Source organism: Aquipseudomonas alcaligenes (genome assembly GCF_003205495.1).
Taxonomy (GTDB): domain Bacteria; phylum Pseudomonadota; class Gammaproteobacteria; order Pseudomonadales; family Pseudomonadaceae; genus Aquipseudomonas; species Aquipseudomonas alcaligenes_B.
Map to the genome: position 1 here is coordinate 265985 of NZ_QJRX01000005.1, position 21678 is coordinate 287662.

At 65.0% G+C, this 21678-nt stretch carries 16 protein-coding genes and 1 pseudogene; 7 read left to right on the plus strand and 10 right to left on the minus strand.

Annotated features, from left to right (window positions below):
- Positions 1–89 precede the first annotated feature (89 nt).
- The 4 genes from DMO17_RS11440 to DMO17_RS11460 form a co-directional block, all read right to left on the minus strand.
- On the minus strand, positions 90–344 hold the full coding sequence (locus DMO17_RS11440) for a DUF1653 domain-containing protein (RefSeq protein ID WP_021700518.1): 255 nt from the start codon (positions 342–344) through the stop codon (positions 90–92).
- Positions 345–406: 62 nt separating this feature from the next.
- Positions 407–1582, minus strand: a complete 1176-nt coding sequence (gene fadA, locus DMO17_RS11445; RefSeq protein WP_110682611.1) for an acetyl-CoA C-acyltransferase FadA — start codon at positions 1580–1582, stop codon at positions 407–409.
- Positions 1583–1612: 30 nt separating this feature from the next.
- On the minus strand, positions 1613–3760 hold the full coding sequence (gene fadB, locus DMO17_RS11450) for a fatty acid oxidation complex subunit alpha FadB (protein WP_110682612.1): 2148 nt from the start codon (positions 3758–3760) through the stop codon (positions 1613–1615).
- 334 nt (positions 3761–4094) lie between these two features.
- On the minus strand, positions 4095–4532 hold the full coding sequence (locus DMO17_RS11460) for a hypothetical protein (RefSeq protein WP_110682614.1): 438 nt from the start codon (positions 4530–4532) through the stop codon (positions 4095–4097).
- Positions 4533–4616: 84 nt separating this feature from the next.
- On the opposite strand from DMO17_RS11460, the gene DMO17_RS11465 reads away from it, so the two are divergent.
- Entirely contained in the window at positions 4617–5060 is a 444-nt protein-coding gene (locus DMO17_RS11465; RefSeq protein ID WP_110682615.1) for a universal stress protein, read from the plus strand.
- Positions 5061–5088: 28 nt separating this feature from the next.
- On the opposite strand, the gene DMO17_RS11470 is transcribed toward DMO17_RS11465, so the two are convergent.
- Positions 5089–5775, minus strand: a complete 687-nt coding sequence (locus DMO17_RS11470; protein ID WP_110682616.1) for a DUF6901 family protein — start codon at positions 5773–5775, stop codon at positions 5089–5091.
- 75 nt (positions 5776–5850) lie between these two features.
- Positions 5851–7761, minus strand: a complete 1911-nt coding sequence (locus DMO17_RS11475) for an ATP-binding cassette domain-containing protein (protein WP_110682617.1) — start codon at positions 7759–7761, stop codon at positions 5851–5853.
- Positions 7762–7918: 157 nt separating this feature from the next.
- On the opposite strand from DMO17_RS11475, the gene DMO17_RS11480 reads away from it, so the two are divergent.
- Positions 7919–9847 (plus strand): transglycosylase SLT domain-containing protein, encoded by a 1929-nt coding sequence (locus DMO17_RS11480; protein WP_110682618.1) that lies wholly within the window; start codon positions 7919–7921, stop codon positions 9845–9847.
- 72 nt (positions 9848–9919) lie between these two features.
- Here DMO17_RS11480 and DMO17_RS11485 read toward each other — a convergent pair whose 3' ends face one another.
- The 4 genes from DMO17_RS11485 to DMO17_RS11500 form a co-directional block, all read right to left on the minus strand.
- Complete coding sequence (locus DMO17_RS11485) at positions 9920–10516, minus strand: tRNA-uridine aminocarboxypropyltransferase (protein ID WP_110682619.1); 597 nt, start codon at positions 10514–10516, stop codon at positions 9920–9922.
- Positions 10517–10558: 42 nt separating this feature from the next.
- Entirely contained in the window at positions 10559–12124 is a 1566-nt protein-coding gene (locus tag DMO17_RS20205; RefSeq protein WP_110682620.1) for a methyl-accepting chemotaxis protein, read from the minus strand.
- Positions 12125–12276: 152 nt separating this feature from the next.
- Entirely contained in the window at positions 12277–14004 is a 1728-nt protein-coding gene (gene aceK / locus DMO17_RS11495; RefSeq protein WP_110682621.1) for a bifunctional isocitrate dehydrogenase kinase/phosphatase, read from the minus strand.
- A gap of 447 nt (positions 14005–14451) precedes the next feature.
- Entirely contained in the window at positions 14452–15750 is a 1299-nt protein-coding gene (locus DMO17_RS11500) for a dicarboxylate/amino acid:cation symporter (protein ID WP_110682622.1), read from the minus strand.
- 633 nt (positions 15751–16383) lie between these two features.
- Between DMO17_RS11500 and nirB the strand changes: the two genes are divergently transcribed.
- The 5 genes and pseudogenes from nirB (at position 16384) to DMO17_RS11525 (ending at position 21615) form a co-directional block, all read left to right on the plus strand.
- The gene (gene nirB, locus DMO17_RS11505; RefSeq protein WP_110682623.1) at positions 16384–18942 is read left to right on the plus strand and encodes a nitrite reductase large subunit NirB; all 2559 of its coding nucleotides are present in this window, start codon (positions 16384–16386) and stop codon (positions 18940–18942) included.
- Entirely contained in the window at positions 18942–19292 is a 351-nt protein-coding gene (gene nirD / locus DMO17_RS11510) for a nitrite reductase small subunit NirD (RefSeq protein ID WP_110682624.1), read from the plus strand. Before nirB ends, nirD begins: the two co-directional genes overlap by 1 nt.
- 134 nt (positions 19293–19426) lie before the next feature.
- Positions 19427–20428 (plus strand): AraC family transcriptional regulator, encoded by a 1002-nt coding sequence (locus DMO17_RS11515; protein WP_110682625.1) that lies wholly within the window; start codon positions 19427–19429, stop codon positions 20426–20428.
- A gap of 41 nt (positions 20429–20469) precedes the next feature.
- A pseudogene (locus DMO17_RS11520) lies at positions 20470–20976 on the plus strand (M23 family metallopeptidase); the annotation flags it as partial.
- Positions 20977–21210: 234 nt separating this feature from the next.
- Entirely contained in the window at positions 21211–21615 is a 405-nt protein-coding gene (locus DMO17_RS11525; protein ID WP_181418776.1) for a cysteine peptidase family C39 domain-containing protein, read from the plus strand.
- The last annotated feature ends 63 nt before the right edge of the window (positions 21616–21678 follow it).

Sequence of the window (21678 nt, forward strand, 5' to 3'; positions counted from 1 at the left end):
GACTGGAGAATTCCTGAATACGAAAAAGAAAGAATAAGCGGCGGGAGCCTATAAAGGCACCGCTATATATAGTGGCTGTCGAGTTGCGGTCAAGCGCGATTCCCGGCAGCCCCCTGCCCGATCACTGCCGGTTCGGCCTCGATCAGAGCAAAGCGCGGCACCGTCTCGCCGTCCAGTTCGACCGTGCCACAGAACATCTCCAGTGGCCGCACCCACAGGCCGAAATCGCCATAGAGCGCCTGATAGACCACCAGCCACTCCTCGCTTTCCGAATGGCGCGCGGTACCGAACACGCGGTACTGCGGGCCCTTGTAGTGACGGTAGAGACCAGGTTGCAGTTGCATGAGAGTTCTCCTGAAAAACAAAAACCGGGGCACAAGGCCCCGGTCTTCGCATCGACTAACGCTTAGACGCGTTCGAAGATGGTGGTGATGCCCTGGCCGAGACCCACGCACATGGTGGATACGCCCAGAGTACCGCCGTTCTGCTTCATCACGTTCAGCAGGGTGCCGGAGATACGCGCACCGGAGCAGCCGAACGGGTGGCCCAGAGCGATGGCGCCGCCGTGCAGGTTGACCTTCTGCTCCATCTTGTCGAGGAGTTTCAGGTCCTTCAGCACCGGCAGAGCCTGGGCAGCGAAGGCTTCGTTCAGTTCGACGTGGTCGATGTCGTCCATGGTCAGGCCGGCACGCTTGAGTGCCTTCTGAGTGGACGGAACCGGACCGTAGCCCATGATCGCCGGATCGACACCGGCCACGGCCATGGCGCGAACCACGGCCATCGGCTGGATGCCCAGGTCCTTGGCGCGCTGGGCGCTCATGACGATCATGCAGGAAGCGCCGTCGGTGATCTGCGAGGAAGTACCCGCAGTCACGGTGCCGCCTTTCGGGTTGAACGCCGGCTTCAGGGCCGCCAGGCTTTCCAGAGTGGTCTCCGGACGAATGGTTTCGTCGAAGTCGAACACTTTCAGGAAGCCATTCTCGTCGTAGCCCTGCATCGGGATGATTTCATCCTTGAACTTGCCTTCGACGGTGGCCTTGTGTGCCAGACGGTGCGAACGCTCGCCGAAGGCATCCTGCTGCTCGCGGCTGATGCCGTGCATCTTGCCCAGCATCTCGGCGGTCAGACCCATCATGCCCGACGCCTTGGCGGCATACAGGGACAGGTGCGGGTTCGGATCGACGCCGTGCATCATGCCGACGTGGCCCATGTGCTCCACACCGCCGACGACGAACACGTCGCCGTTGCCGGTCTGGATGGCCTGCACGGCGGTGTGCAGGGCGCTCATGGAGGAACCGCACAGACGGCTGACGGTCTGGCCGGCACTGGTGTGCGGGATCTGGGTCATCAGCGACGCCATGCGCGCGATGTTCCAGCCCTGCTCCAGGGTCTGGTTGACGCAACCCCAGATCACGTCTTCGACTTCAGCCGGGTCCAGCTTGGTGTTACGCGCCAGGACGCCGCTGATCAGGTGTGCCGACATGGTCTCGGCACGGGTGTTGCGGTGCATGCCGCCCTTGGAACGACCCATCGGGGTACGACCGAAGTCGACAATGACTGCGTCTCTCGGATTCAGGCTCATATTTCTACTCTCGCTCTGTTCGCTGCGCGATTAACCGAAGAACTTCTGGCCCTTGGCGGCCATTTCACGAAGCTTGGCGGTCGGGTGGTACAGGGCGCCCAGCTCGGCGTACTTGTCGGCCAGGGCGACGAACTCGGCCACACCGATGGAATCGATGTAACGCAGGGCACCACCGCGGAAGGGAGGGAAGCCGATACCGTAGATCAGGCCCATGTCGGCCTCAGCTGCGGTCTCGACGATGCCGTCTTCCAGGCAACGAACGGTTTCCAGGCACAGCGGGATCATCATGAAGTTGATGATGTCCTCGTCGGTCAGCTCGCGCTGCTCGACGACGATCGACTTCAGCAGCTCGTAGGCGGCCGGGTCGGAGACTTTCTTCGGCTTGCCGCGCTTGTCGGTCTCGTAGGCGTAGAAGCCTTTGCCGTTCTTCTGACCCAGGCGGTTGGCTTCGTACATCACGTCGACGGCGGTCTTGCCTTCAACGCCCATGCGGTCCGGGAAGCCTTCGGCCATCACGTCACGGCCGTGGTGGCCGGTGTCGATGCCGACCACGTCGGACAGGTAGGCCGGGCCCATGGGCCAGCCGAACTTCTCCATGACCTTGTCGATGCGCACGAAGTCGACGCCGAAGCCCAGCAGCTTGGAGAAGCCACCGAAGTACGGGAACAGCACGCGGTTGACCAGGAAGCCGGGGCAGTCGTTGACCACGATCGGGTTCTTGCCCATCTTCTTGGCGTAGGCCACGGTGGTGGCAACGGCCACGTCGCTGGACTTCTCGCCACGGATGACCTCAACCAGCGGCATCATGTGCACCGGGTTGAAGAAGTGCATGCCGACGAAGTTTTCCGGACGCTTCAGAGCCTTGGCCAGCAGGTTGATCGAGATGGTGGAGGTGTTGGAGGCCAGGATGGCATCTTCCTTCACCACGCCTTCCACCTCGGCCAGCACGATCTGCTTGACCTTCGGGTTCTCGACCACGGCCTCGACCACGATGTCGACGTTGCCGAAGTCACCGTAGGACATGGTCGGGCGAATGGCGTTCAGTGCCTCGGCCATCTTGGCCGGAGCCATGCGGCCCTTCTCGACGCGCTTGCCGAGCAGCTTGGAGGCCTCGTTCAGACCCATCTGGATACCCTCTTCGCGGATATCCTTCATCAGGATCGGGGTGCCCTTGGAGGCGGACTGGTAGGCGATACCGCCACCCATGATGCCGGCACCGAGTACGGCAGCCAATTTCACGTCGCGAGCGATCTCGTCATGCTGCTTGGCCTTCTTCTTCAGTTCCTGGTCATTCAGGAACAGACCGATCAGGCTCTCGGCAACGGAGGTCTTGGCCAGCTTGACGAAGCCAGCAGCCTCGACTTCCAGTGCCTTGTCGCGACCGAAGTTGGCGGCTTTCTGGATGGTCTTGATGGCTTCGACCGGAGCCGGGTAGTTCGGGCCGGCCTGGCCAGCGACGAAACCCTTGGCGGTTTCGAAGGCCATCATCTGCTCGATGGCGTTGAGCTTGATCTTTTCCAGCTTGGGCTGACGCTTGGCCTTGTAGTCCAGCTCGCCGGAGATGGCGCGCTTGACCAGGTCCAGAGCGGCGTCCTTGAGCTTGTCGGCGGCAACCACAGCGTCGACGACACCCACTTTCAGGGCGTCGGCAGCCTTGTTTTCCTTACCGGAAGCAATCCACTCGATGGCGTTGTCGGTACCGATCACGCGCGGCAGACGCACGGTGCCGCCGAAGCCCGGGTAGATGCCCAGCTTGACTTCCGGCAGGCCGATCTTGGCGCTCTCGGCGGCAACGCGGTAGTCGCCGGCCAGGCACATCTCGAAACCGCCGCCCAGGGCGATGCCGTTGATGGCGATGACGGTCGGAACGGCCAGGTCTTCGAAATCGCTGAAGATCTTGTTGGCTTCGAGGTTGCCGGCAACCAGCTCTTCGTCGGGCAGCTTGAAGTTGTCGACGAATTCGGTGATGTCGGCGCCGACGATGAACACGTCTTTGCCGCTGGTGACGATTACGCCCTTGATCGAACCGTCGGCCTTGATGGCATCCACGGACTGACGCAGCTCGGTCAGGGTGAGACGGTTGAACTTGTTAACGGACTCACCCTTGAGGTCGAAATTCAATTCGACGATGCCGCCCTCAAGAGCCTTAACCGTGATGGCTTTACCTTCGTAAATCATCAACTGATCTCCACGGTATGGAAGCTGAACTGTACACATCGGAGCCAACCGGCCGGGGCCGCTCTAGGCATAGAGCCGTCGAGCATAGTCCCAATCGATCCGACACACCCGCCGACGCGATAATCGGGCTGTAAAGGCGCTGCCTTGAGAGGCGAAACGCTCGATTCATACGCCCGTTTGATTTGGGTGGGCGTACATTCAGTGAAAACCCGGCAATTGTCAATTGCCCGTCACGGGCGCCCCAAATGGGCGCAACGTCACAGAGTGACCGGATTCACTCGAAAAGCCACGAAAAACCCATGCAAACCCTGCGCTAGAGCCTCTGCACTATCACTCAGGCCAGGGCGGCGAGCAGCTCGGCAATCCTCTGCAGCTCCGCTTCGCCACCTCGCTCACCCCAGTACAACGCCACCATCTGCGGCCCGGCCTCGACCTTGTAGACATCGGCCGGCAGGGTCTGCAGATGCGCCAGCAGCACGGCGTCGGCGCAAGGCTCGCGCCACTGGTTGCACCACTGCCCGGGTGCAGTCTGCCAGTAGCTCCAGCTATCGCTGCGCCCGGCACGCCGCCCCCGGTAATACTGCGCGCAGTTGTCCGGTGCCGAACCGCTCAGCCAGTGCGGCCACTCCTGCTGGCTGAGCTGCATGCCCAGCCCCAGTCGGCGCGCCGCCAGGCGCTGCGCCATCTGTCCGCTCTGCCGGCGCGAGGGCCGCAACCAGACCAGCGGGCTGAGGGCGACGGCGACCATCAGAAGCACTATCCACCAGGTCATTTGGGTCACTTTATGGAAAAGCCTGTGTTATGAAGGGAGCAACGCCATACTGCAAGTACGACCATTGGAGTGGAGGAGACTCAGATGCCCTACCAGCACATCCTGATCGCCGTCGACCTGACCGATGAATGCCACCCGGTCGCCGAGCGCGCGCTGGCCATTGCCGCCAGCAGCGGCGCCAAGACCTCGCTAGTGCACATCGTGGAGCCGATGGCCATGGCCTTCGGCGGCGACGTGCCGATGGACCTGTCGATGCTGCAGCAGCAACAGTTCGACCAGGCCCGCGAGCGGCTCGACACCTTCGCCGGGCGCTACCCGCAGCTGGGCGCGGAACAGCGCCACCTGGCCTACGGCCAGCCGCGCCAGGAAATCCATCGACTGGCCGAGGAACAGGCCTGCGACCTGATCGTGGTCGGCAGCCACGGTCGCCACGGCCTGGCCCTGCTGCTCGGCTCCACCGCCAACGACGTGCTGCACGGCGCCCCGTGCGACGTGCTGGCGGTACGCCTGAAAAAACCCAAGGAGTGAGGAAAGGCCCGGCAACGGGCCTGGTCCGTTATTCCTGGACTTCGCCGGCGCTCATCACCAGCGGACGGATCTTCTGCAGCTGCGTCTCCATGGACACCGTCATGCTCGACGACATGGAGAAGAAGGTGAGGAAGGCCTTGAGGTTGGAGTCGCCCTCGCAGACATCGTGAATGCGCTGCCAGAAGGCCTGGTTGACCAGCTGCAGCTGCTGGAACTGCTTGACCAGCCCCTTCAGTTCCCAGTCAGGGCGACGCCCTTCGCGGAAGTTGAAGTACTGCCGGGTCAGGTACAGGGAGATGGTGCGCAGGATGAACTCCTGGCTGCTGGCGAACGGCAGGTGGTTCTGCGCCATCGGCTTGAGCTTGCCCAGCACCGGGCAGGCGCTGGTGGCCATGATCACGCCGAGCAGAGAACGCAGCCCTTCTTCCAGGCCGACCTGCTTGCTGTACTCGCGCTCAGGGGTGCGCACCCACACCTGGGCCTTCTTGAAGGCCGGCAGACCATGAAAATCCTCGATCACCCGGTGCAGGTCGACCGCCGCCGGGCAACGGCTGAACTCTTCTCTCTTCAGTGGGCAGTTGCTGCACTGGTTGTGTTCCAGGCGCGTCCACTTGGGGGTTTCTTCCGCACTCCGGGGGTCGTACTGACGGTCCAGCTCGATCCTGTAGCTGAACTGATGGTTGTCATCCAGAGTGATGCGGTACTCAATCGCCATGCATGTCTCCGACAGGCTTAATGCGGTCCCGCCGTGACTCCGTCACCCACGGGCGACGTATCAGCAGCGAGCCTCTCAGGCTTCCAGTTCGGCCCAACGCTCCAGCAGTTGGTCCAGTTCTTCTTGTAGGCGTTGCAGGCGCTCCAGGGCGGCTCCGGTGATGGCCGGGGCCTGCTGGTAGAACGCCGGGTCGGCGATCTGTGCCTGCACTTCCGCCAGCTGGGCCTCCAGGGCGTCGATCTGCCCGGGAATGGCATCCAGCTCACGCTGCAGCTTGTAGCTGAGCTTCTTCTTCGCGGCCGGGGCCGCTGCACTTTCCTGCGCCGGCGCCGCTTCTGCCGGCGCGCTGGCTTCGGTCTTGGCCGGCTTGGTTTCGCCGACTCCCAACAGCTTGGGCGAGCCGCCCTGGCGCAACCAGTCCTGGTAGCCGCCGACGTACTCGCGCACCCTCCCCTCGCCTTCGAAGACCAGGGTGCTGGTCACCACGTTGTCGAGGAAGGCCCGGTCGTGGCTGACCATCAGCACGGTACCGGGGAAATTCAGCAGGACCTCCTCGAGCAGCTCGAGGGTTTCCACGTCCAGGTCGTTGGTCGGTTCGTCCAGCACCAGCATGTTGGCCGGCTTGCTGAACAGCTTGGCCAGCAGCAGGCGCGCCCTCTCCCCCCCGGACAGCGCCTTGACCGGCGTGCGCGCACGCTGCGGGCTGAACAGGAAATCGCCGAGGTAGCTCAGTACATGGCGGCTCTGACCATCGATGCTGATGAAGTCGCGACCTTCTGCGAGGTTGTCGATCACCGTCTTTTCCAGGTCCAGCTGATGGCGCAACTGATCGAAATACGCCACTTCCAGCTTGGTCCCTGCCACTATCGTGCCACTAGTGGGCTGCAGATCGCCAAGCAATAGTTTCAATAGGGTAGTTTTGCCGGTGCCATTGGCGCCGAGCAGGCCGATCCGATCGCCGCGCTGCAGCACCAGGGAAAAGTCGCGGATCAGCGCCGCTCCCCCTGGATGCGCAAAACTGACATTTTCCGCCACTATCACCTGCTTGCCGGACTTCTCCGCGGCCTCCAGCTGGATGCTCGCCTTGCCCTGGCGCTCGCGCCGCTCGCTGCGCTCCTGGCGCATGGCCTTGAGCGCACGCACGCGGCCCTCGTTGCGGGTGCGGCGGGCCTTGATGCCCTGGCGAATCCACACCTCTTCCTGAGCCAGGCGCTTGTCGAACAGCGCATTGGCGCTCTCCTCGGCCGCCAGCTGCTGCTCCTTGTGCACCAGGAAACTGGCGTAGTCGCCGTTCCAGTCGATCAGATGGCCGCGATCCAGTTCGAGGATGCGCGTGGCCAGGCTCTGCAGGAAGGAACGGTCGTGGGTGATGAACAGCACGGCGCCGCCGAAGCCCAGCAGCGCCTCTTCCAGCCAGGCGATGGCACCGATGTCGAGGTGGTTGGTCGGCTCGTCGAGCAGCAGCAGGTCCGGCTCGGCTACCAGCGCCTGGGCCAGCAGCACGCGCCGGCGCCAGCCGCCGGAGAGCTCGGCCAGGGTCTTGTCCGCCGGCAGCTGCAGGCGGCTGAGGGTACTCTCCACCAGCTGTTGCAGGCGCCAGCCATCCTTCGCCTCCAGCTCCTGCTGAACCCGGGTCAGCTTGCTCAGGTCATCGTCACCCTGGATGTGCAGGCTCAGGTGGTGGTATTCGGCGAGCAGCCGGCCGACATCGGCCAGGCCCTCGGCGACCACGTCGTACACCGTGCGTTCGTCGGCGCGCGGCAGCTCCTGTGGCAGCTCGCCGATCTTCAGCGCCGGAGCGCGCCAGATCTCGCCGTCGTCGGGCATCTGGTCGCCCTTGACCAGGCGCAGCATGCTCGACTTGCCGGTGCCGTTGCGCCCGATGATGCACACCCGCTCGCCCCGCGCGATCTGCCAGGAGACCCCGTCCAGCAGCGGCATGGCGCCGTAGGCCAGGGAAACGTCGGAGAACTTGAGCAGGGTCATGGGGGGTACCTAGTGAGACGGGGCGCGCATTCTAACCGAGTTGCAGGGCGCACAGGCTGCGGCAAAGCGCCAAGCATTCTCGCGCCTTGCGCAAAAGGCTAAGCTAGCCCTATCGAGAGCCTTGCGCTCGTCTTCGTTTCTTCTGCCCGGATGTGTCATGCGCCGCCCTCTGTTCTGCCTGCTTTCCGCCCTGCTCTCCTGCACCTTTGCCCTGTCCAGCGCCCAGGCCGCCAGCCTGGCCCAGCAACGGCAGATGTACGACGAAGCCAAGCGTGCACTGGCCAAGGGCGACAAGGGTCCCTACCTGCGCTACGCCAGCGCCCTGCGCGACTATCCACTGGAGCCCTACCTGGCCTACGAGGAGCTGACCGCACGTCTGAAATGGGCCAGCAACGACGAGATCGAGGCCTTCCTCACCGAGCACGGCGACCTGCCCCAGGCCGGCTGGATGAAGCTGCGCTGGCTGCGCTGGCTGGCCGAGCGCGGCGAATGGCAGACCTTCGCCAACCACTACGACCCCAGGCTCAACTTCACCGAGCTGGATTGCCTGCACGGCCAGTACCTGTACAAGCAGGGCCTGCAGGCCGAAGCGCGCGCCGCGGCGGAGAAGCTGTGGCTAGTCGGCAAGTCCCAGCCCGAGGCCTGTGACACCCTGTTCAACACCTGGCGCGCCGATGGCCAGCTCACCGAGGAGCGCCGCTGGCAGCGCGCCAAGCTGGCCGCCGAAGCGCGCAACTACGGCCTGGCCAGCTATCTGGTGAAGGGCCTGCCGAGCCTGGGCAAGCAGGGCCAGCTGATGCTCGAGGCGGCGCAGAAGCCGCAGATGATGAGCCAGACCACGCGCTTCGCCCCGGCCGACCGCCACATGGCCGACGCCGCCGGCCTCGGCCTGCGCCGCCTGGCACGCCAGGATCCGGAGAAGGCCCTCAACCTGCTGCAGGTCTATGCCGCCAAACTGCCCTTCTCCGCCGAGGAGAAGGTCGCCATCGCCCGCGAAATCGGCCTGACCCTGGCCAAGCGCTTCGATATCCGCGCCCTGCAGGTCATGGCCCAGTACGACCCGGAGCTGCGCGACAACACGGTGTCCGAATGGCGCGCCCGCCTGCTGCTGCGCCACGGCCGCTGGGACGAGGCCTACCAGCTGACCAGCCGCCTGCCGGCGGACCTGGCCGGCACCAGCCGCTGGCGCTACTGGCAGGCGCGCAGCCTGCAACTGGCGCAACCACAGGGCCAGCAGGCCATCGCCCTGTACCAGCCGTTGGCCAAGGAACGCGACTTCTACGGTTTCCTCGCCGCCGATCGCATCGAGGTGCCCTACAGCCTCAACCACAAGCCGATGGCCATCGACCCGCAGCTGATGCAGAGGGTGCGCAACACCGCCGGCATCCGCCGCGCCCTGGAATTCCACGACCGCGGCCAGATCGTCGACGGCCGCCGCGAGTGGTACCACGTCAGCCGCCTGTTCAGCCGCGAGGAACTGGTGGCCCAGGCCCGCCTGGCCTACGACAAGGGCTGGTACTTCCCGGCGATCCGCACCATCAGCCAGGCGCAGTACTGGGACGACCTGGACATCCGCTTCCCGATGGCGCACAAGAACAGCCTGACCCAGCAGGCCAGGCTGCGCGGCCTGCACTCCAGCTGGGTATTCGCCATCACCCGCCAGGAGAGCGCCTTCATGGCCGACGCCCGTTCGCCGGTCGGCGCCATGGGCCTGATGCAGCTGATGCCGGCCACCGCCAAGGAGACCGCGCGCAAGTTCGGCATTCCGCTGGGCAACCCGCAGCAGGCGCTGATACCGGAGAAGAACATCCAGCTCGGCGCCGCCTACCTGAGCCAGGTACATGGCCAGTTCAACGGCAACCGGGTGCTCGCCTCGGCTGCCTACAACGCCGGCCCCGGCCGCGTGCGCCAATGGCTGCGCGGCGCCGACCACCTTTCCTTCGATGTCTGGGTGGAGAACATCCCCTTCGACGAGACCCGCCAGTACGTGCAGAACGTGCTGTCCTACTCGGTGATCTACGGCGACAAACTCGGCGCGCCGCAGAAGCTGGTGGACTGGCACGAACGCTTCTTCGACGATCAGTGACGACACAGCGGGCGCCCAGGGGCGCCCGTTCTGTTTGGTGAGTTCGCAGCAGGCGTCCGCGGCTTTGGGCAGTCAGGACTGGCGCAGGTGGTTGCGCCTGTAGGTGTCCTCGCCCATCGCCGCGATCTGCCCCTCGATCAGCGCCTCGAACGGGCGCAGCAGCTCGGCGAAGCGGGCGGGCGCCTCCTGCAACTCGAGCGCCGCGACTATCGCCTCGATGGTCGCCAGCGCGCCCTCCGCCGGCGCCTTGCGCAGGCGGTAGCGCGAACTCAACCCGGACGGCAGGCAGACACGCGGCAACTGCGCCAGCTGCGGATTGAGATGCAGCAGCTTGCGCGCCTTGCGCCAGGTGCCATCGGGCACCACCAGCAGCAGCGGACGCGCATCGGCCGCTGACGGCGCCAGCGGCAGTACCTGCGCCGTCTCACCGGGAAACAGCAGGCAGGCGCGGTAGGCGGGATCGAAGTGCAGATCGGCGAACACTTCACCCACCTGCAGTTCTGCGTTTTCCAGGCCCAGCGCCGCCAGGCGGGCCGTGTTCAGCGCGTGGCCGACCTCGTCCGGGTGCTGCAGGATCAGCACCCGGGTACGGCTCGGCAGACGCGGAATCAGGTGGCACAGGCAGTGTTTCAGCGGGCGGGCACAGCGCTCGCAGCGCGCTCGGGACATGGCGGCATTCCTCCGGGCGCGCAGTGTGCCATAGCGCCCGGATCAGCGGTTGAAGCGCTCCGCCAGGCTATGCAGGTACTCGGCCATCTGCTCCAGCTCCTGGCTGATGCCGACTCCCTGCTGGGCCTGGCCGGCGCTGTGGTCGGAGAGCTGGGCGATGCGGGTGATCTGCCGGCTGATGTCCTCGGCGACATGCGCCTGCTGCTCGGAAGCGGCGGCCATCTGCTGGCTCATGCCGGTGATGCGGCTCACCGCCTGGCTGATGCCGTCCAGCGCCTCGCGCACCGCCTCGACGCTGCGCACGCTGTCGCGGGAGATCTCCTCACCGCGGCTGGCGGTGTTCACCGCCTTGTCCGCGCCATTGCGCAGGGAAGAGATGATCTGGTGAATCTGCTCGGTGGACTCGCGGGTACGCCCGGCCAACGCACGCACCTCGTCGGCCACCACGGCGAAGCCGCGGCCCTGCTCGCCGGCGCGCGCCGCCTCGATGGCGGCGTTGAGCGCCAGCAGGTTGGTCTGCTCGGCGATGGAGGTGATCACGTCGGCCACGCTGCCGATGGACTGGGTCGAGGCGGCCAGCTCGTTGACCGCCTGGCCGATCTCGTGCACCGCATCGGCCATCTGCCGCATGGCCTGCAGGCTGCCGCCCGCCAGGTCGCGCCCCTGCAGGGCCAGGCGATCGGCCTCCTCGGCCGCATGCGAGGTGTTCTGCACGTTGTGCGCCACCTCCTGGATGGTCGCCGCCATCTGGTTGATCGCCGTGGCCGACTGGTCCGTCTCGCTGCGCTGCTGCTCCAGCAGGTCGGCGCCGGAGCGCGACAGCTCGGCGGACTGCGCCGCGCGCTGGCGCACGTTCTCGCCGGCGTCCTCCAGGCGCGTGAGGGCGGTCTGCAGGCGCGCCTCCTCGCTGATCATGGCCATGTCCAGCAGGGCCTGGGCACCGCGGTTGTCGCTGTAGGTCAGGGCCACCAGGGCGCTGGTGAAGGCCTTGGGATGCTCGGCCAGGGTGCGCCGGATCAGCTGGCGCTTGCTGTACAGCTGGTAGGAGCCGAGGGCGAACATCACCGCGACGATGAAGGCCAACAGCCAGGGACCACTCAGCAGCGAATGGCTAGCCACTATGACCAGCCCGGCCAGAATCAGCGGCCAGGAGCGCAGCAGGTCGTAGGTCCAGTATTCGATCATCGGCACCGGCGGCTTGCCGGCCCGCAGGCGGGCGTAGAGGGCCTCGGCACGGCGCTTCTGCGCCTCGCTGGGCACCGAGCGCACCGACTCGTAGCCGGCCAGCTTGCCGTTTTCATAGATGGGCGTGACATAGGCGCTGACCCAGTAGTGTTCACCGTTCTTGCAGCGGTTCTTGACGATGCCCATCCAGGGCTTGCCCTGCTTGATGGTGTCCCACATGTGCCCGAATACCCCCGGCGGCATGTCCGGGTGACGCACGATGTTGTGCGGCTGGCCGACCAGTTCCTCGCGGGAGAAGCCGCTGATGGCAACGAAGGCGTCGTTGACGTAGGTGATCTTGCTGTTGAGGTCGGTGGTGGAAATCAGGCGCTCGGCATCGGTGAAGGTGCGCTCGCGCTGGGTCACGGGCAGGTTCTGGCGCATAGGCAGACCGTCCTTGGGGAAATATGGGGGTGGTGGTTATTACTTCCAGGTCTTACACATCTCAGGTCTAGCACATCCGTACCAAACCGGCATAAGGCCACCACTGCCCCGCCAATCTCCCGACAAACGGTATGGCTATAGCCGCGGACGGCTTAGACGATCAGGTCCGCCTTGCGCCGGTAGGGGAACACGTCGATCACCTTGCCGGCGCGGATCGCCTCCTGCAGCCCTTGCCAGTACTCGGCGGTGTAGAGATCGCCGTGCAGCTGGTTGAACAGGCGGCGCTGGCCGAGATCGGCGAACAGGAAACGCGGGAACTCCTCGGGGAACACGTCGTTCGGCCCCACCGAGTACCAGGGCTCGCTGGACATCTCATCTTCGTCGTAGCGTGGCGGCGGGATGCGGCGGAAGTTCACCTCGGTCAGGTAGCTGATCTCGTCGTAGTCGTAGAACACCACGCGGCCGTGGCGGGTGACGCCGAAGTTCTTCAGCAGCATGTCGCCGGGGAAGATGTTGGCCGCCGCCAGCTGCTTGATGGCCAGGCCGTAGTCCTCCAGCGCCTCGCGCACCTGGGCCTCGTTGGCGTGCTCCAGGTAGATGTTCAGCGGGGTCATGCGCCGCTCGGTCCAGCAGTGGCGGATCAGCACGGTATCGCCGTTCTCGATCTGCACGGTGGACGGCGCCACCTCCAGCAGCTCGGCCAGGCACTCGGGGTCGAACTTGGCCAGCGGGAAGCGGAAGTCGGAGAACTCCTGGGTGTCGGCCATGCGCCCGACCCGGTCGACGCTTTTGACCAAGCGGTACTTCTCGATCACCGTGTTGCGGTCGACGTTCTTCGACGGCGAGAAGCGGTCCTTGATGATCTTGAACACGGTATTAAAGCCCGGCAGGGTGAACACGCTCATCACCATGCCGCGCACGCCGGGGGCCATGATGAACTTGTCGTCGGTGCCCGCCAGGTGGTTGATCAGCGCACGGTAGAACTCCGATTTGCCGTGCTTGTAGAAGCCGATCGAGGTGTACAGCTCGGCGATGTGCTTGCCCGGCAGGATGCGCTTGAGGAAGCCGATGAACTCCGCCGGGATCTCCACCCGCACCATGAAGTAGGAACGGGTGAAGGAGAAGATGATCGAGACTTCCGCCTCGTCGGTGATCAGGGTATCGATCTGCACGCCCTGCCCTTCGCGGTGCAGCAGCGGGAACACCAGCGGCCACTGTTCGTCGGGGGTGAAGATGCGTCCGACCAGGTAGGCGCCCTTGTTGCGGTACAGAGTCGAGGAGAACAGCTCGATGGTCAGCTCCTGGTCCTTGCACACCCAGTCCGGCAGGTTGGCGCGCAGCTGCTGCTCCAGCCTGGCCAGGTCGCGGTCGAGGTCCTCGAAGGGCACGCTGTAGCTGTAGTCGGTGAAGATCTGCCGCAGCGCCTGGTTGAGGTCGCCACGCGGATGGTAGCTGCGGGTCTGCGGCGTGCGCTCGTGGGGGCGCAGCGAGGGCCGGGTGGTGTGGATGAACATGCAGCCGTCGCTGATCTGGTCATGGCTGAACAGGCCACAGAAGATCGAGTTGTACCAGGTCTCGGCCAGCTCATCGTCGTTGCGCAGGTCGATCAGGCCGATGTAGGCACTCTTGGCCAGCGGCCACAGGTCGATGTCCAGCAGCAGCTCATCGCTGAAGGCCTGGCGCAGGCGCTCGCTGACCTCGGCCACCTTCTCCTCGTACAGGTTGATGCGCGCCGCCGAGGCGCGCTGGGCCTCCTGCCACTGGGCCTGCTCGAAACGGGCGCGGGCACCGTTGGTGATCTCGCGGAAGTGCGCGCGATAGTCGTCGAAGCCATCGAGGATCATTCGGGCGATATCGGCGGCCGGCCGTTGCTGCGACATGGGTAAGCCTCTGCTGCATGTGCGGAAGGCCGAGCTTAGCCAGTGCCGCGGCCGAGGAAAAGCCGCCACGGGGATGAGTCTTCCCGGTCAGTTTGCGAACGGCAAAAAAACAGGCGATGCCGGGGTGGTCATCGCCTGAAAGGCTCTCGGGTCGAGCAGAAACGCAGAATGCCGCGCCGGCCAGCGCCGGGGCGGTTCAACAATAGAGGCAGGAGGTCGGTGCGAGGCGCGCAACCCCGGACGGGGTCGGGTGCGGGGCGGTCGACATGGCATCCATTCCAGAGTCGTTGCACAGGCCGACAGTTATGCCCGAAGGCGCGAGGCGGCGCCGCAATCATCGCTCAGGGCTGTGAGGGCCGTCATGCTTTGTCTCGCACAAAAAAAGCCCGTCGCGAGGACGGGCCAGGAGAGTGCCGCCCCGCTGTCAGGGACGGCCGAGAAAGGGCATCAGGCGGTTTCGCGGGCAGCAGCGGCCTCGACCAGCGGCTTGCCGCCCTCAGCCAATTCGTGCTGCAGGGTGCTCTCGTCGAGCTGCTTGCACCACTTGGCGACCACCAGGGTGGCCACGCCGTTGCCGATCAGGTTGGTCAGGGCGCGGGCCTCGGACATGAAGCGGTCGATGCCGAGGATCAGCGCCAGGCCGGCCACCGGCAGATGGCCCACCGCAGACAAAGTGGCCGCCAGCACGATGAAGCCGGAACCGGTGACGCCGGCGGCACCCTTGGAGGCGATCAGCAGCACCGCCAGCAGGGTCAGCTGGTGGGTGATGTCCATCGGCGTGTCGGTGGCCTGGGCGATGAACACCGCGGCCATGGTCAGGTAGATCGAGGTGCCGTCGAGGTTGAAGGAGTAGCCGGTGGGGATCACCAGGCCGACCACCGACTTGTTCGCCCCCAGCTTCTCCATCTTGGTCAGCATGCGCGGCAGGGCCGACTCGGAGGACGAGGTGCCCAGCACGATCAGCAGCTCCTCGCGGATGTACTTGATAAACTTGAGGATGCTGAAGCCGTGGGCACGGGCGATGCCACCCAGCACCACAAGGATGAAGAAGGCGCAGGTGATGTAGAAGCACAGCATCAGCTGGCCCAGTTGCACCAGCGAACCGACGCCGTACTGACCGATGGTGAAGGCCATGGCGCCGAAGGCACCGATCGGGGCGACCTTCATGATCATGTTGATGATGCCGAACATCACCTGGGCGATGCGGTCGATGAACTCCAGCACCGGCTTGCCGTAGTCGCCCATGCGCTGCAGGGCGAAGGCGAAGATCACCGAGAAGAACAGCACCTGCAGGATATCGCCGCTGGCGAAGGCGCCGACCACGGTGGACGGGATCACGTTGAGCAGGAAGGCCACGGTGCTCTGCGCCTCGCCGGCCTTGGCGTAGGCGGCGATGCTGCTGGCGTCCAGGGTGCTCGGATCAACGTGCATGCCCACGCCCGGCTCGGCCAGGTTGACCACCACCAGGCCGATGACCAGGGCCAGGGTGGAAACGATCTCGAAGTACAGCAGCGCGTAGCCGCCGGTCTTGCCCACCGCCTTCATGTCCTGCATGCCGGCGATGCCGCTGACCACGGTGCAGAAGATGATCGGCGCGATGGCCATCTTGATCAGCTTGACGAAGCCGTCGCCGAGCGGCTTCAGCGCCACCCCGGTTTCCGGATAGAAGTGGCCGAGCAGGATACCGATGGCGATGGCCACCAGGACCTGGACATACAGGCTCTTGTAGAAGGGTTTGCGGGTCATGGCAGTTCCTCGCTCGCCGCCTCGGCCACCCCCTGGCGGGGTGATCGCTCGGCTACTCAAAGTGCTAGCCCTCCTGCACGGGAGGGATTTCTTGTAAGCGCCCCGACCTGGGGGCTGACGCACCTATCGCAAGCGCTGTGCCATACCGTTAAATAACAATAAATTCTTTATTATCAATTACTTGATTAATCACAACCGCACTCGCCCGGGCTTTTTTGGCGGAAATCCGCCAGGCCGGCGGCGGCCCTTCGCCGAGCCCAGTGGAACAGAGCGCCGCGGTCGCATTGCCCCTGCCCGTCCTGCCAGGCGAGCGATTCACAATAGGGCAGCGCACCCTTTTCGCGCATCGTTTTGGGTCTTACCCGCCTCGCATCGGCCACCCGAACAACCAGAATAAATTCATTAATATCAGATACTTGAGAACAATAAAGGCACCTGGCACAGGCAGTGCATAAGCCCCAGCGAGCCCGCTACATCCGGGCCGTCCAGTCGATCAATGGCGATCGCGCGATGGACGTCAGGGTGCCCACGAAGGCACCGCACAGAACAGGCAAAGGCGCCTGAGACCGCAAGGTTTCAGGCGCCTTTTTATTTGCCGCGGAAAAACCTGATGAGCTTTGGCCGGGAAACGCTATGAACAGCACAGACGCCTCCACTGACAAGCAACGACTGATCGTCGTCGGCAACGGCATGGTCGGCCACCACTGCGTCGAGCAACTGCTCGCCGGCGGTGCCCTGGCGCACTACCGCATCGAAGTGTTCGGAGAAGAAGCGCAGCGCGCCTACGACCGCGTGCACCTGTCCGAATACTTCGGCGGCCGCGATGCCGAATCCCTGGCCATGAGCGCCGCCTCCCTCTATGAAGTAGAAGGCCTGACCCTGCACCTGGGCTGCCCGGTGCTGGGCATCGACCGCGAGGCGCGCGAGGTGATCACCGCCAACGGCCGCTTCGGCTACGACAAGCTGGTGCTGGCCACCGGCTCCTACCCTTTCGTGCCGCCGATCGAAGGCGCCGAGGGCGACTCGCGCCTGGTCTACCGCACCCTCGACGACCTCGACGGCATCCGCGCCGCCGCCCAGGGCAAGCGCCGTGGCGTGGTGGTCGGTGGCGGCTTGCTCGGCCTGGAAGCGGCCAACGCGCTGAAGTCCCTGGGCCTGGAAGCCCACGTGGTGGAATTCGCCCCGCGCCTGATGCCGGTACAGCTGGACGACTTCGGCGGCGCGGCGCTGAAGCAGCGCATCGAGGACCTGGGCGTCGGCGTGCACCTGTCCAAGGCCACCCAGAGCATCAGCGCCGGCAGCGAGTACCGCTACCGCATGAACTTCGCCGGTGATGACTTCCTGGAAACCGACCTGATCGTGTTCTCCGCCGGCATCCGCCCGCAGGACGCCCTGGCCCGCGCCTGCGGCCTGGAGCTGGGTCCGCGCGGCGGCATCGCCATCAACGACCAGTGCCTGACCAGCGACGAAAACATCTTCGCCATCGGCGAATGCGCGGCGTGGAACGGCAGCATCTTCGGCCTGGTCGCCCCCGGCTACCAGATGGCCCGCCTGGTCGCGGCCCAGCTGTGCGGCCAGGAGGGCCAGCCGTTCCTCGGCGCGGACATGTCGACCAAGCTCAAGCTGCTTGGCGTGGACGTCGGCTCCATCGGCGACGCCCACGGCGCCATGCCCGGTGCCAAGAGCTACCGCTACATCGACGAGGCCACCGCCAGCTACCGCCGCCTGGTGGTCTCCGCCGACGGCAAGCAGGTACTCGGCGCCGTGCTGGTCGGCGACAACAGCTACTACGACACCCTGCTGCAGTACGCGCAGAACGGCATCCAGCTGCCGGAAGACCCGGCCAGCCTGATCATGCCCGCCGGCGAAGGCGCCCCGGCCCTCGGCGCCGATGCCCTGCCGGACAGCACCACCATCTGCTCCTGCCACAACGTCAGCAAGGGCGCGATCTGCGCGGCCATCGACGGCGGCTGCAGCGACATCGCCGGGGTCAAGGCCTGCACCAAGGCGGCCACCGGCTGCGGCGGCTGCGCGGCGCTGCTCAAGCAGGTGGTCGAGCACGAGCTGACCGCCCGCGGCGTGGAAGTCGACAAGAGCCTGTGCGAACACTTCGCCTACACCCGCCAGGAGCTCTACCACTTCGTCCGCGTCGAAGGCATCGAGAGCTTCGAGGAACTGCTGGCCAAGCACGGCAAGGGCCACGTCGGCTGCGACATCTGCAAGCCGGCGGTGGGCTCGATCCTCGCCTCCTGCTGGAACCAGCCGATCATGAACCCCTCGCTGGTGCCACTGCAGGACACCAACGACACCTTCATGGCCAACATGCAGAAGAACGGCACCTACTCGGTGGTGCCACGCATCCCCGGCGGCGAGATCACCCCGGACGGCCTGATCGCCATCGGCGCGGTGGCGAAGAAGTACGACCTCTACACCAAGATCACCGGCGGCCAGCGCATCGACCTGTTCGGTGCCCAGCTGCACGAGCTGCCGGAGATCTGGGGCGAGCTGATCGCCGCCGGCTTCGAGACCGGCCACGCCTACGGCAAGTCCACCCGCACGGTGAAGAGCTGCGTCGGCAGCACCTGGTGCCGCTACGGCGTGCAGGACAGCGTGAAGATGGCGCTGGACATCGAGCACCGCTACAAGGGCCTGCGCTCGCCGCACAAACTCAAGTTCGCCGTCAGCGGCTGCACCCGCGAGTGCGCCGAGGCGCAGAGCAAGGACATCGGCGTGATCGCCACCGAGAACGGCTGGAACCTCTACGTATGCGGCAACGGCGGCATGCGCCCGCGCCACGCCGAGCTGTTCGCCACCGACCTGGATGACGCCACCCTGATCCGCTACATCGACCGCCTGCTGATGTTCTACATCCGCACCGCCGACAAGCTGCAGCGCACCTCGGTGTGGCGCGAGTCGCTGGAAGGCGGCCTGGACTACCTCAAGGCCGTGGTCATCGAAGACAGCCTGGGCCTGGCCGCCGAGCTGGAGGCGCAGATGCAGCTGGTGGTCGACCGCTACGAATGCGAATGGGCCAACGCGCTCAAGGACGAAGAGAAGCTCAAGCGCTTCCGCACCTTCGTCAACGAGCACGGCGGCGATCCGGATATCCACTTCGTCCGCGAACGCGGCCAGCGCCGTCCGGCGCGCGAAGACGAACTGCAACTGATCCCCGTGACCGAGGAGGCCGTCTGATGAACACCGCACTCAACCTCGAAGCCAGCTGGCAACCGCTGTGCAACGCCGCCGACCTGGTGGCGGGCTCCGGCGTGGTCGCCCTGCTGGATGGCCAGCAGGTGGCCCTGTTCTACCTGCCGCAAACCGAGCAGCAGGTGTTCGCCATCGGCAACTGCGACCCCAAGTCCGGCGCCAACGTGATCGGCCGCGGCATCCTCGGCCACCTGCAGGGTGAGCTGGTGATCGCCTCGCCGCTGTACAAGCAGCACTACCGCCTGCGCGACGGCAGCTGCCTGGAGTACCCGGACCAGCAGCTGCCGGTGTGGCCGGCGCGGCTCAACGGCGAGCAGGTGGAAATCTTCCGTTAACGGCCTTTGCGGCACAGGGTAACGGGGCGCAGTAGATGACTGCCCCCGACAAACCATCACGCCGCCACAGGGTGGTCTTGTTCTCGTCGAAGGCGAACGCCTAACATCCGCCGACGCCCTCGACGAGCCCGCCCATGCGCGAACGCACCATCGCCAGCCACTTCATCCGTGCCGCCCTGCGCGGCGCCGAGCGCCAGGGCTGCGACTGTGGCGGCCTGCTGCGCGAGGTCGGCATCCAGCCGGCACTGCTCGACGAGCCGCGCGCGCGCCTCGACCCGCAACAGTTCTCGCAACTGATCCAGGGCCTGTGGGCGCTGCTCGACGACGAGTACATGGGCTTCGGCGCCATCCCCAGCAAGCGCGGCACCTTCGCCATGATGTGCCACGCCATCATCCACTGCCACAGCCTGGAAAAGGCCCTGGTACGCGGCATGCTGTTCTACGGCCTGTTCCCCGAGGCGCCGCGCGTGGCCCTGCAGCGCGAGGGCGAACGGGTGCGCCTGACCCTGGACAGCTCGGCCCTGTGGGACCCGGACCACTTCCTCACCGAAAGCCTGCTGGTGATCTGGCACCGCCTCGGCAGCTGGCTGATCGGCCAGCGCATCCGCCTCGAAGAAGCCAGCTTCGCCTACCCCGAGCCGGCCCACAGCGGCGAGTACGACCTGCTGTTCCCCTGCCCGCGGCGTTTCGAGGCGGGCAGCACCAGCCTGCTGTTCCACACCCGCTACCTGGGCATGCCGCTGCTGCAGGACGAGCGCACCCTCAAGCAGTTCCTCGAACACTCGCCGGCCGACCTGCTGGCCCGCCCCGACGGCGGCGACAGCCTGACCAGCCGCATCCGCCGCCTGCTCGGCCGCGACTGCGCGCACTGGCCGGACCTGGAAAGCGTCGCCGCGCAGCTGCACATCAGCCCGCAGACCCTGCGCCGCCACCTGCGTGAGGAAGGCAGCAGCTTCCAGGAGCTCAAGGACCACCTGCGCCGCGACCTGGCCATCTACCACCTGGGCCGCGACGAACTGTCGATCAACGCCCTCGCCGAACAGCTCGGTTTCTCCGAGCCCTCGGCCTTCCACCGCGCCTTCAAGAAATGGACCGGGCTCACCCCCGGCGCCTACCGCGCCCACCAGGACGGCTAGCCACACGCCGCCCCAACACCCGCCGCAAGGAAGCGCCCCCCATGAACCTGAAGAAACTCCGCAAACGCCACCTGCTGCTCGGCCTCGCGCTGGCCTGGCTGCTGGCCCCGGAATGGCCAAAAATCCCCGTGCAGGGTGCCAGCACCCGCGACTGGCACCCACAGAGCTTCTGGTTCGAGCCCTGGGGCCGCTCCGGCACGCACAAGGGCATCGACATCTTCGCCGCCACCGGCACTCCGCTCGTCGCCCCCAGCTACGGCCTGGTGCTGTTTCGCGGCGAAATCCAGATGGGCGGCAAGGTCATGCTGATGCTCGGCCCGAAGTGGCGCCTGCACTACTTCGCCCACCTCGACAGCTACAGCGCCCTACCCGGCCAACCCGTGCTACCCGGCAGCCCGCTCGGCACGGTCGGCAGCACCGGCAACGCCCAAGGCAAGCCACCCCATCTGCACTACTCAGTCGTCACCCTGTTGCCCTATCCCTGGCGCTGGGACGACAGCAGCCAGGGCTGGAAGAAAATCTTCTACCTGGACCCGAGCGCGATACTAGGCGCCCCCCCCCCCCGATGGACAGCCGCTAGGCGAGCCAGTAGCGTCGCAGATGAAACAGATATCGGCCCTGCCCCACAGCCTGTCTTTTTCCAATCGGCAAAGCCGTCGTGTTTACCGTAGCAGCCACAAGGGAAAACAGGGGCTTAGCCAAGGGCAAGGAATGTTATGCGACACAAGTGGCGGAAAAAATTACGCCATTTGTGTCGTCTACTTATAGTTAGACGCCTTAATATGCAACGAGTAACCCAAATAGACTCAACAGGATGCGGCCTAGCATGTGTCGCAATGCTTGCGCAAACAAACTATAAAACAGTAAAGGCCCGCGCAATAAAATCGAAAATCTTAAATCCAAGCGGCCCTTTTTACACATCTTCAAAAGACCTGCGCGAATTACTTTCTGAATTCAAAATAAAAACCCGCACAGGAAGAGCAATAAAAAAATGGGAAAGTCTGCCCAACAGAGCAATAGCTGGAATTAACTACAAAGAAAAAACAAAAACCTGGCACTGGGTTGTCTTTATTAGGAAAGACTGCGGAGAATCCTATGTTCTTGACCCAAAACCCAGTATTAAAACCAAAAAAAGAAATGATTTCGGGCGCATGCGATTAAGATCATACATTCCAGTCGGCGTCTAACAATGCGCTCAACTGCCGCTCACTTCGTTCGCTGGACAGCCAAAAGCTACGCTTTTGTCTGCC

Bases quoted from the DNA above. Each gene is read 5' to 3' on its own strand.
- DMO17_RS11440 (WP_021700518.1), bottom strand. From the start codon at position 344: ATGCAACTGCAACCTGGTCTCTACCGTCACTACAAGGGCCCGCAGTAC.
- fadA (WP_110682611.1), bottom strand. From the start codon at position 1,582: ATGAGCCTGAATCCGAGAGACGCAGTCATTGTCGACTTCGGTCGTACC.
- fadB (WP_110682612.1), bottom strand. From the start codon at position 3,760: ATGATTTACGAAGGTAAAGCCATCACGGTTAAGGCTCTTGAGGGCGGC.
- DMO17_RS11460 (WP_110682614.1), bottom strand. From the start codon at position 4,532: ATGACCTGGTGGATAGTGCTTCTGATGGTCGCCGTCGCCCTCAGCCCG.
- DMO17_RS11465 (WP_110682615.1), top strand. From the start codon at position 4,617: ATGCCCTACCAGCACATCCTGATCGCCGTCGACCTGACCGATGAATGC.
- DMO17_RS11470 (WP_110682616.1), bottom strand. From the start codon at position 5,775: ATGGCGATTGAGTACCGCATCACTCTGGATGACAACCATCAGTTCAGC.
- DMO17_RS11475 (WP_110682617.1), bottom strand. From the start codon at position 7,761: ATGACCCTGCTCAAGTTCTCCGACGTTTCCCTGGCCTACGGCGCCATG.
- DMO17_RS11480 (WP_110682618.1), top strand. From the start codon at position 7,919: ATGCGCCGCCCTCTGTTCTGCCTGCTTTCCGCCCTGCTCTCCTGCACC.
- DMO17_RS11485 (WP_110682619.1), bottom strand. From the start codon at position 10,516: ATGTCCCGAGCGCGCTGCGAGCGCTGTGCCCGCCCGCTGAAACACTGC.
- DMO17_RS20205 (WP_110682620.1), bottom strand. From the start codon at position 12,124: ATGCGCCAGAACCTGCCCGTGACCCAGCGCGAGCGCACCTTCACCGAT.
- aceK (WP_110682621.1), bottom strand. From the start codon at position 14,004: ATGTCGCAGCAACGGCCGGCCGCCGATATCGCCCGAATGATCCTCGAT.
- DMO17_RS11500 (WP_110682622.1), bottom strand. From the start codon at position 15,750: ATGACCCGCAAACCCTTCTACAAGAGCCTGTATGTCCAGGTCCTGGTG.
- nirB (WP_110682623.1), top strand. From the start codon at position 16,384: ATGAACAGCACAGACGCCTCCACTGACAAGCAACGACTGATCGTCGTC.
- nirD (WP_110682624.1), top strand. From the start codon at position 18,942: ATGAACACCGCACTCAACCTCGAAGCCAGCTGGCAACCGCTGTGCAAC.
- DMO17_RS11515 (WP_110682625.1), top strand. From the start codon at position 19,427: ATGCGCGAACGCACCATCGCCAGCCACTTCATCCGTGCCGCCCTGCGC.
- DMO17_RS11525 (WP_181418776.1), top strand. From the start codon at position 21,211: ATGCAACGAGTAACCCAAATAGACTCAACAGGATGCGGCCTAGCATGT.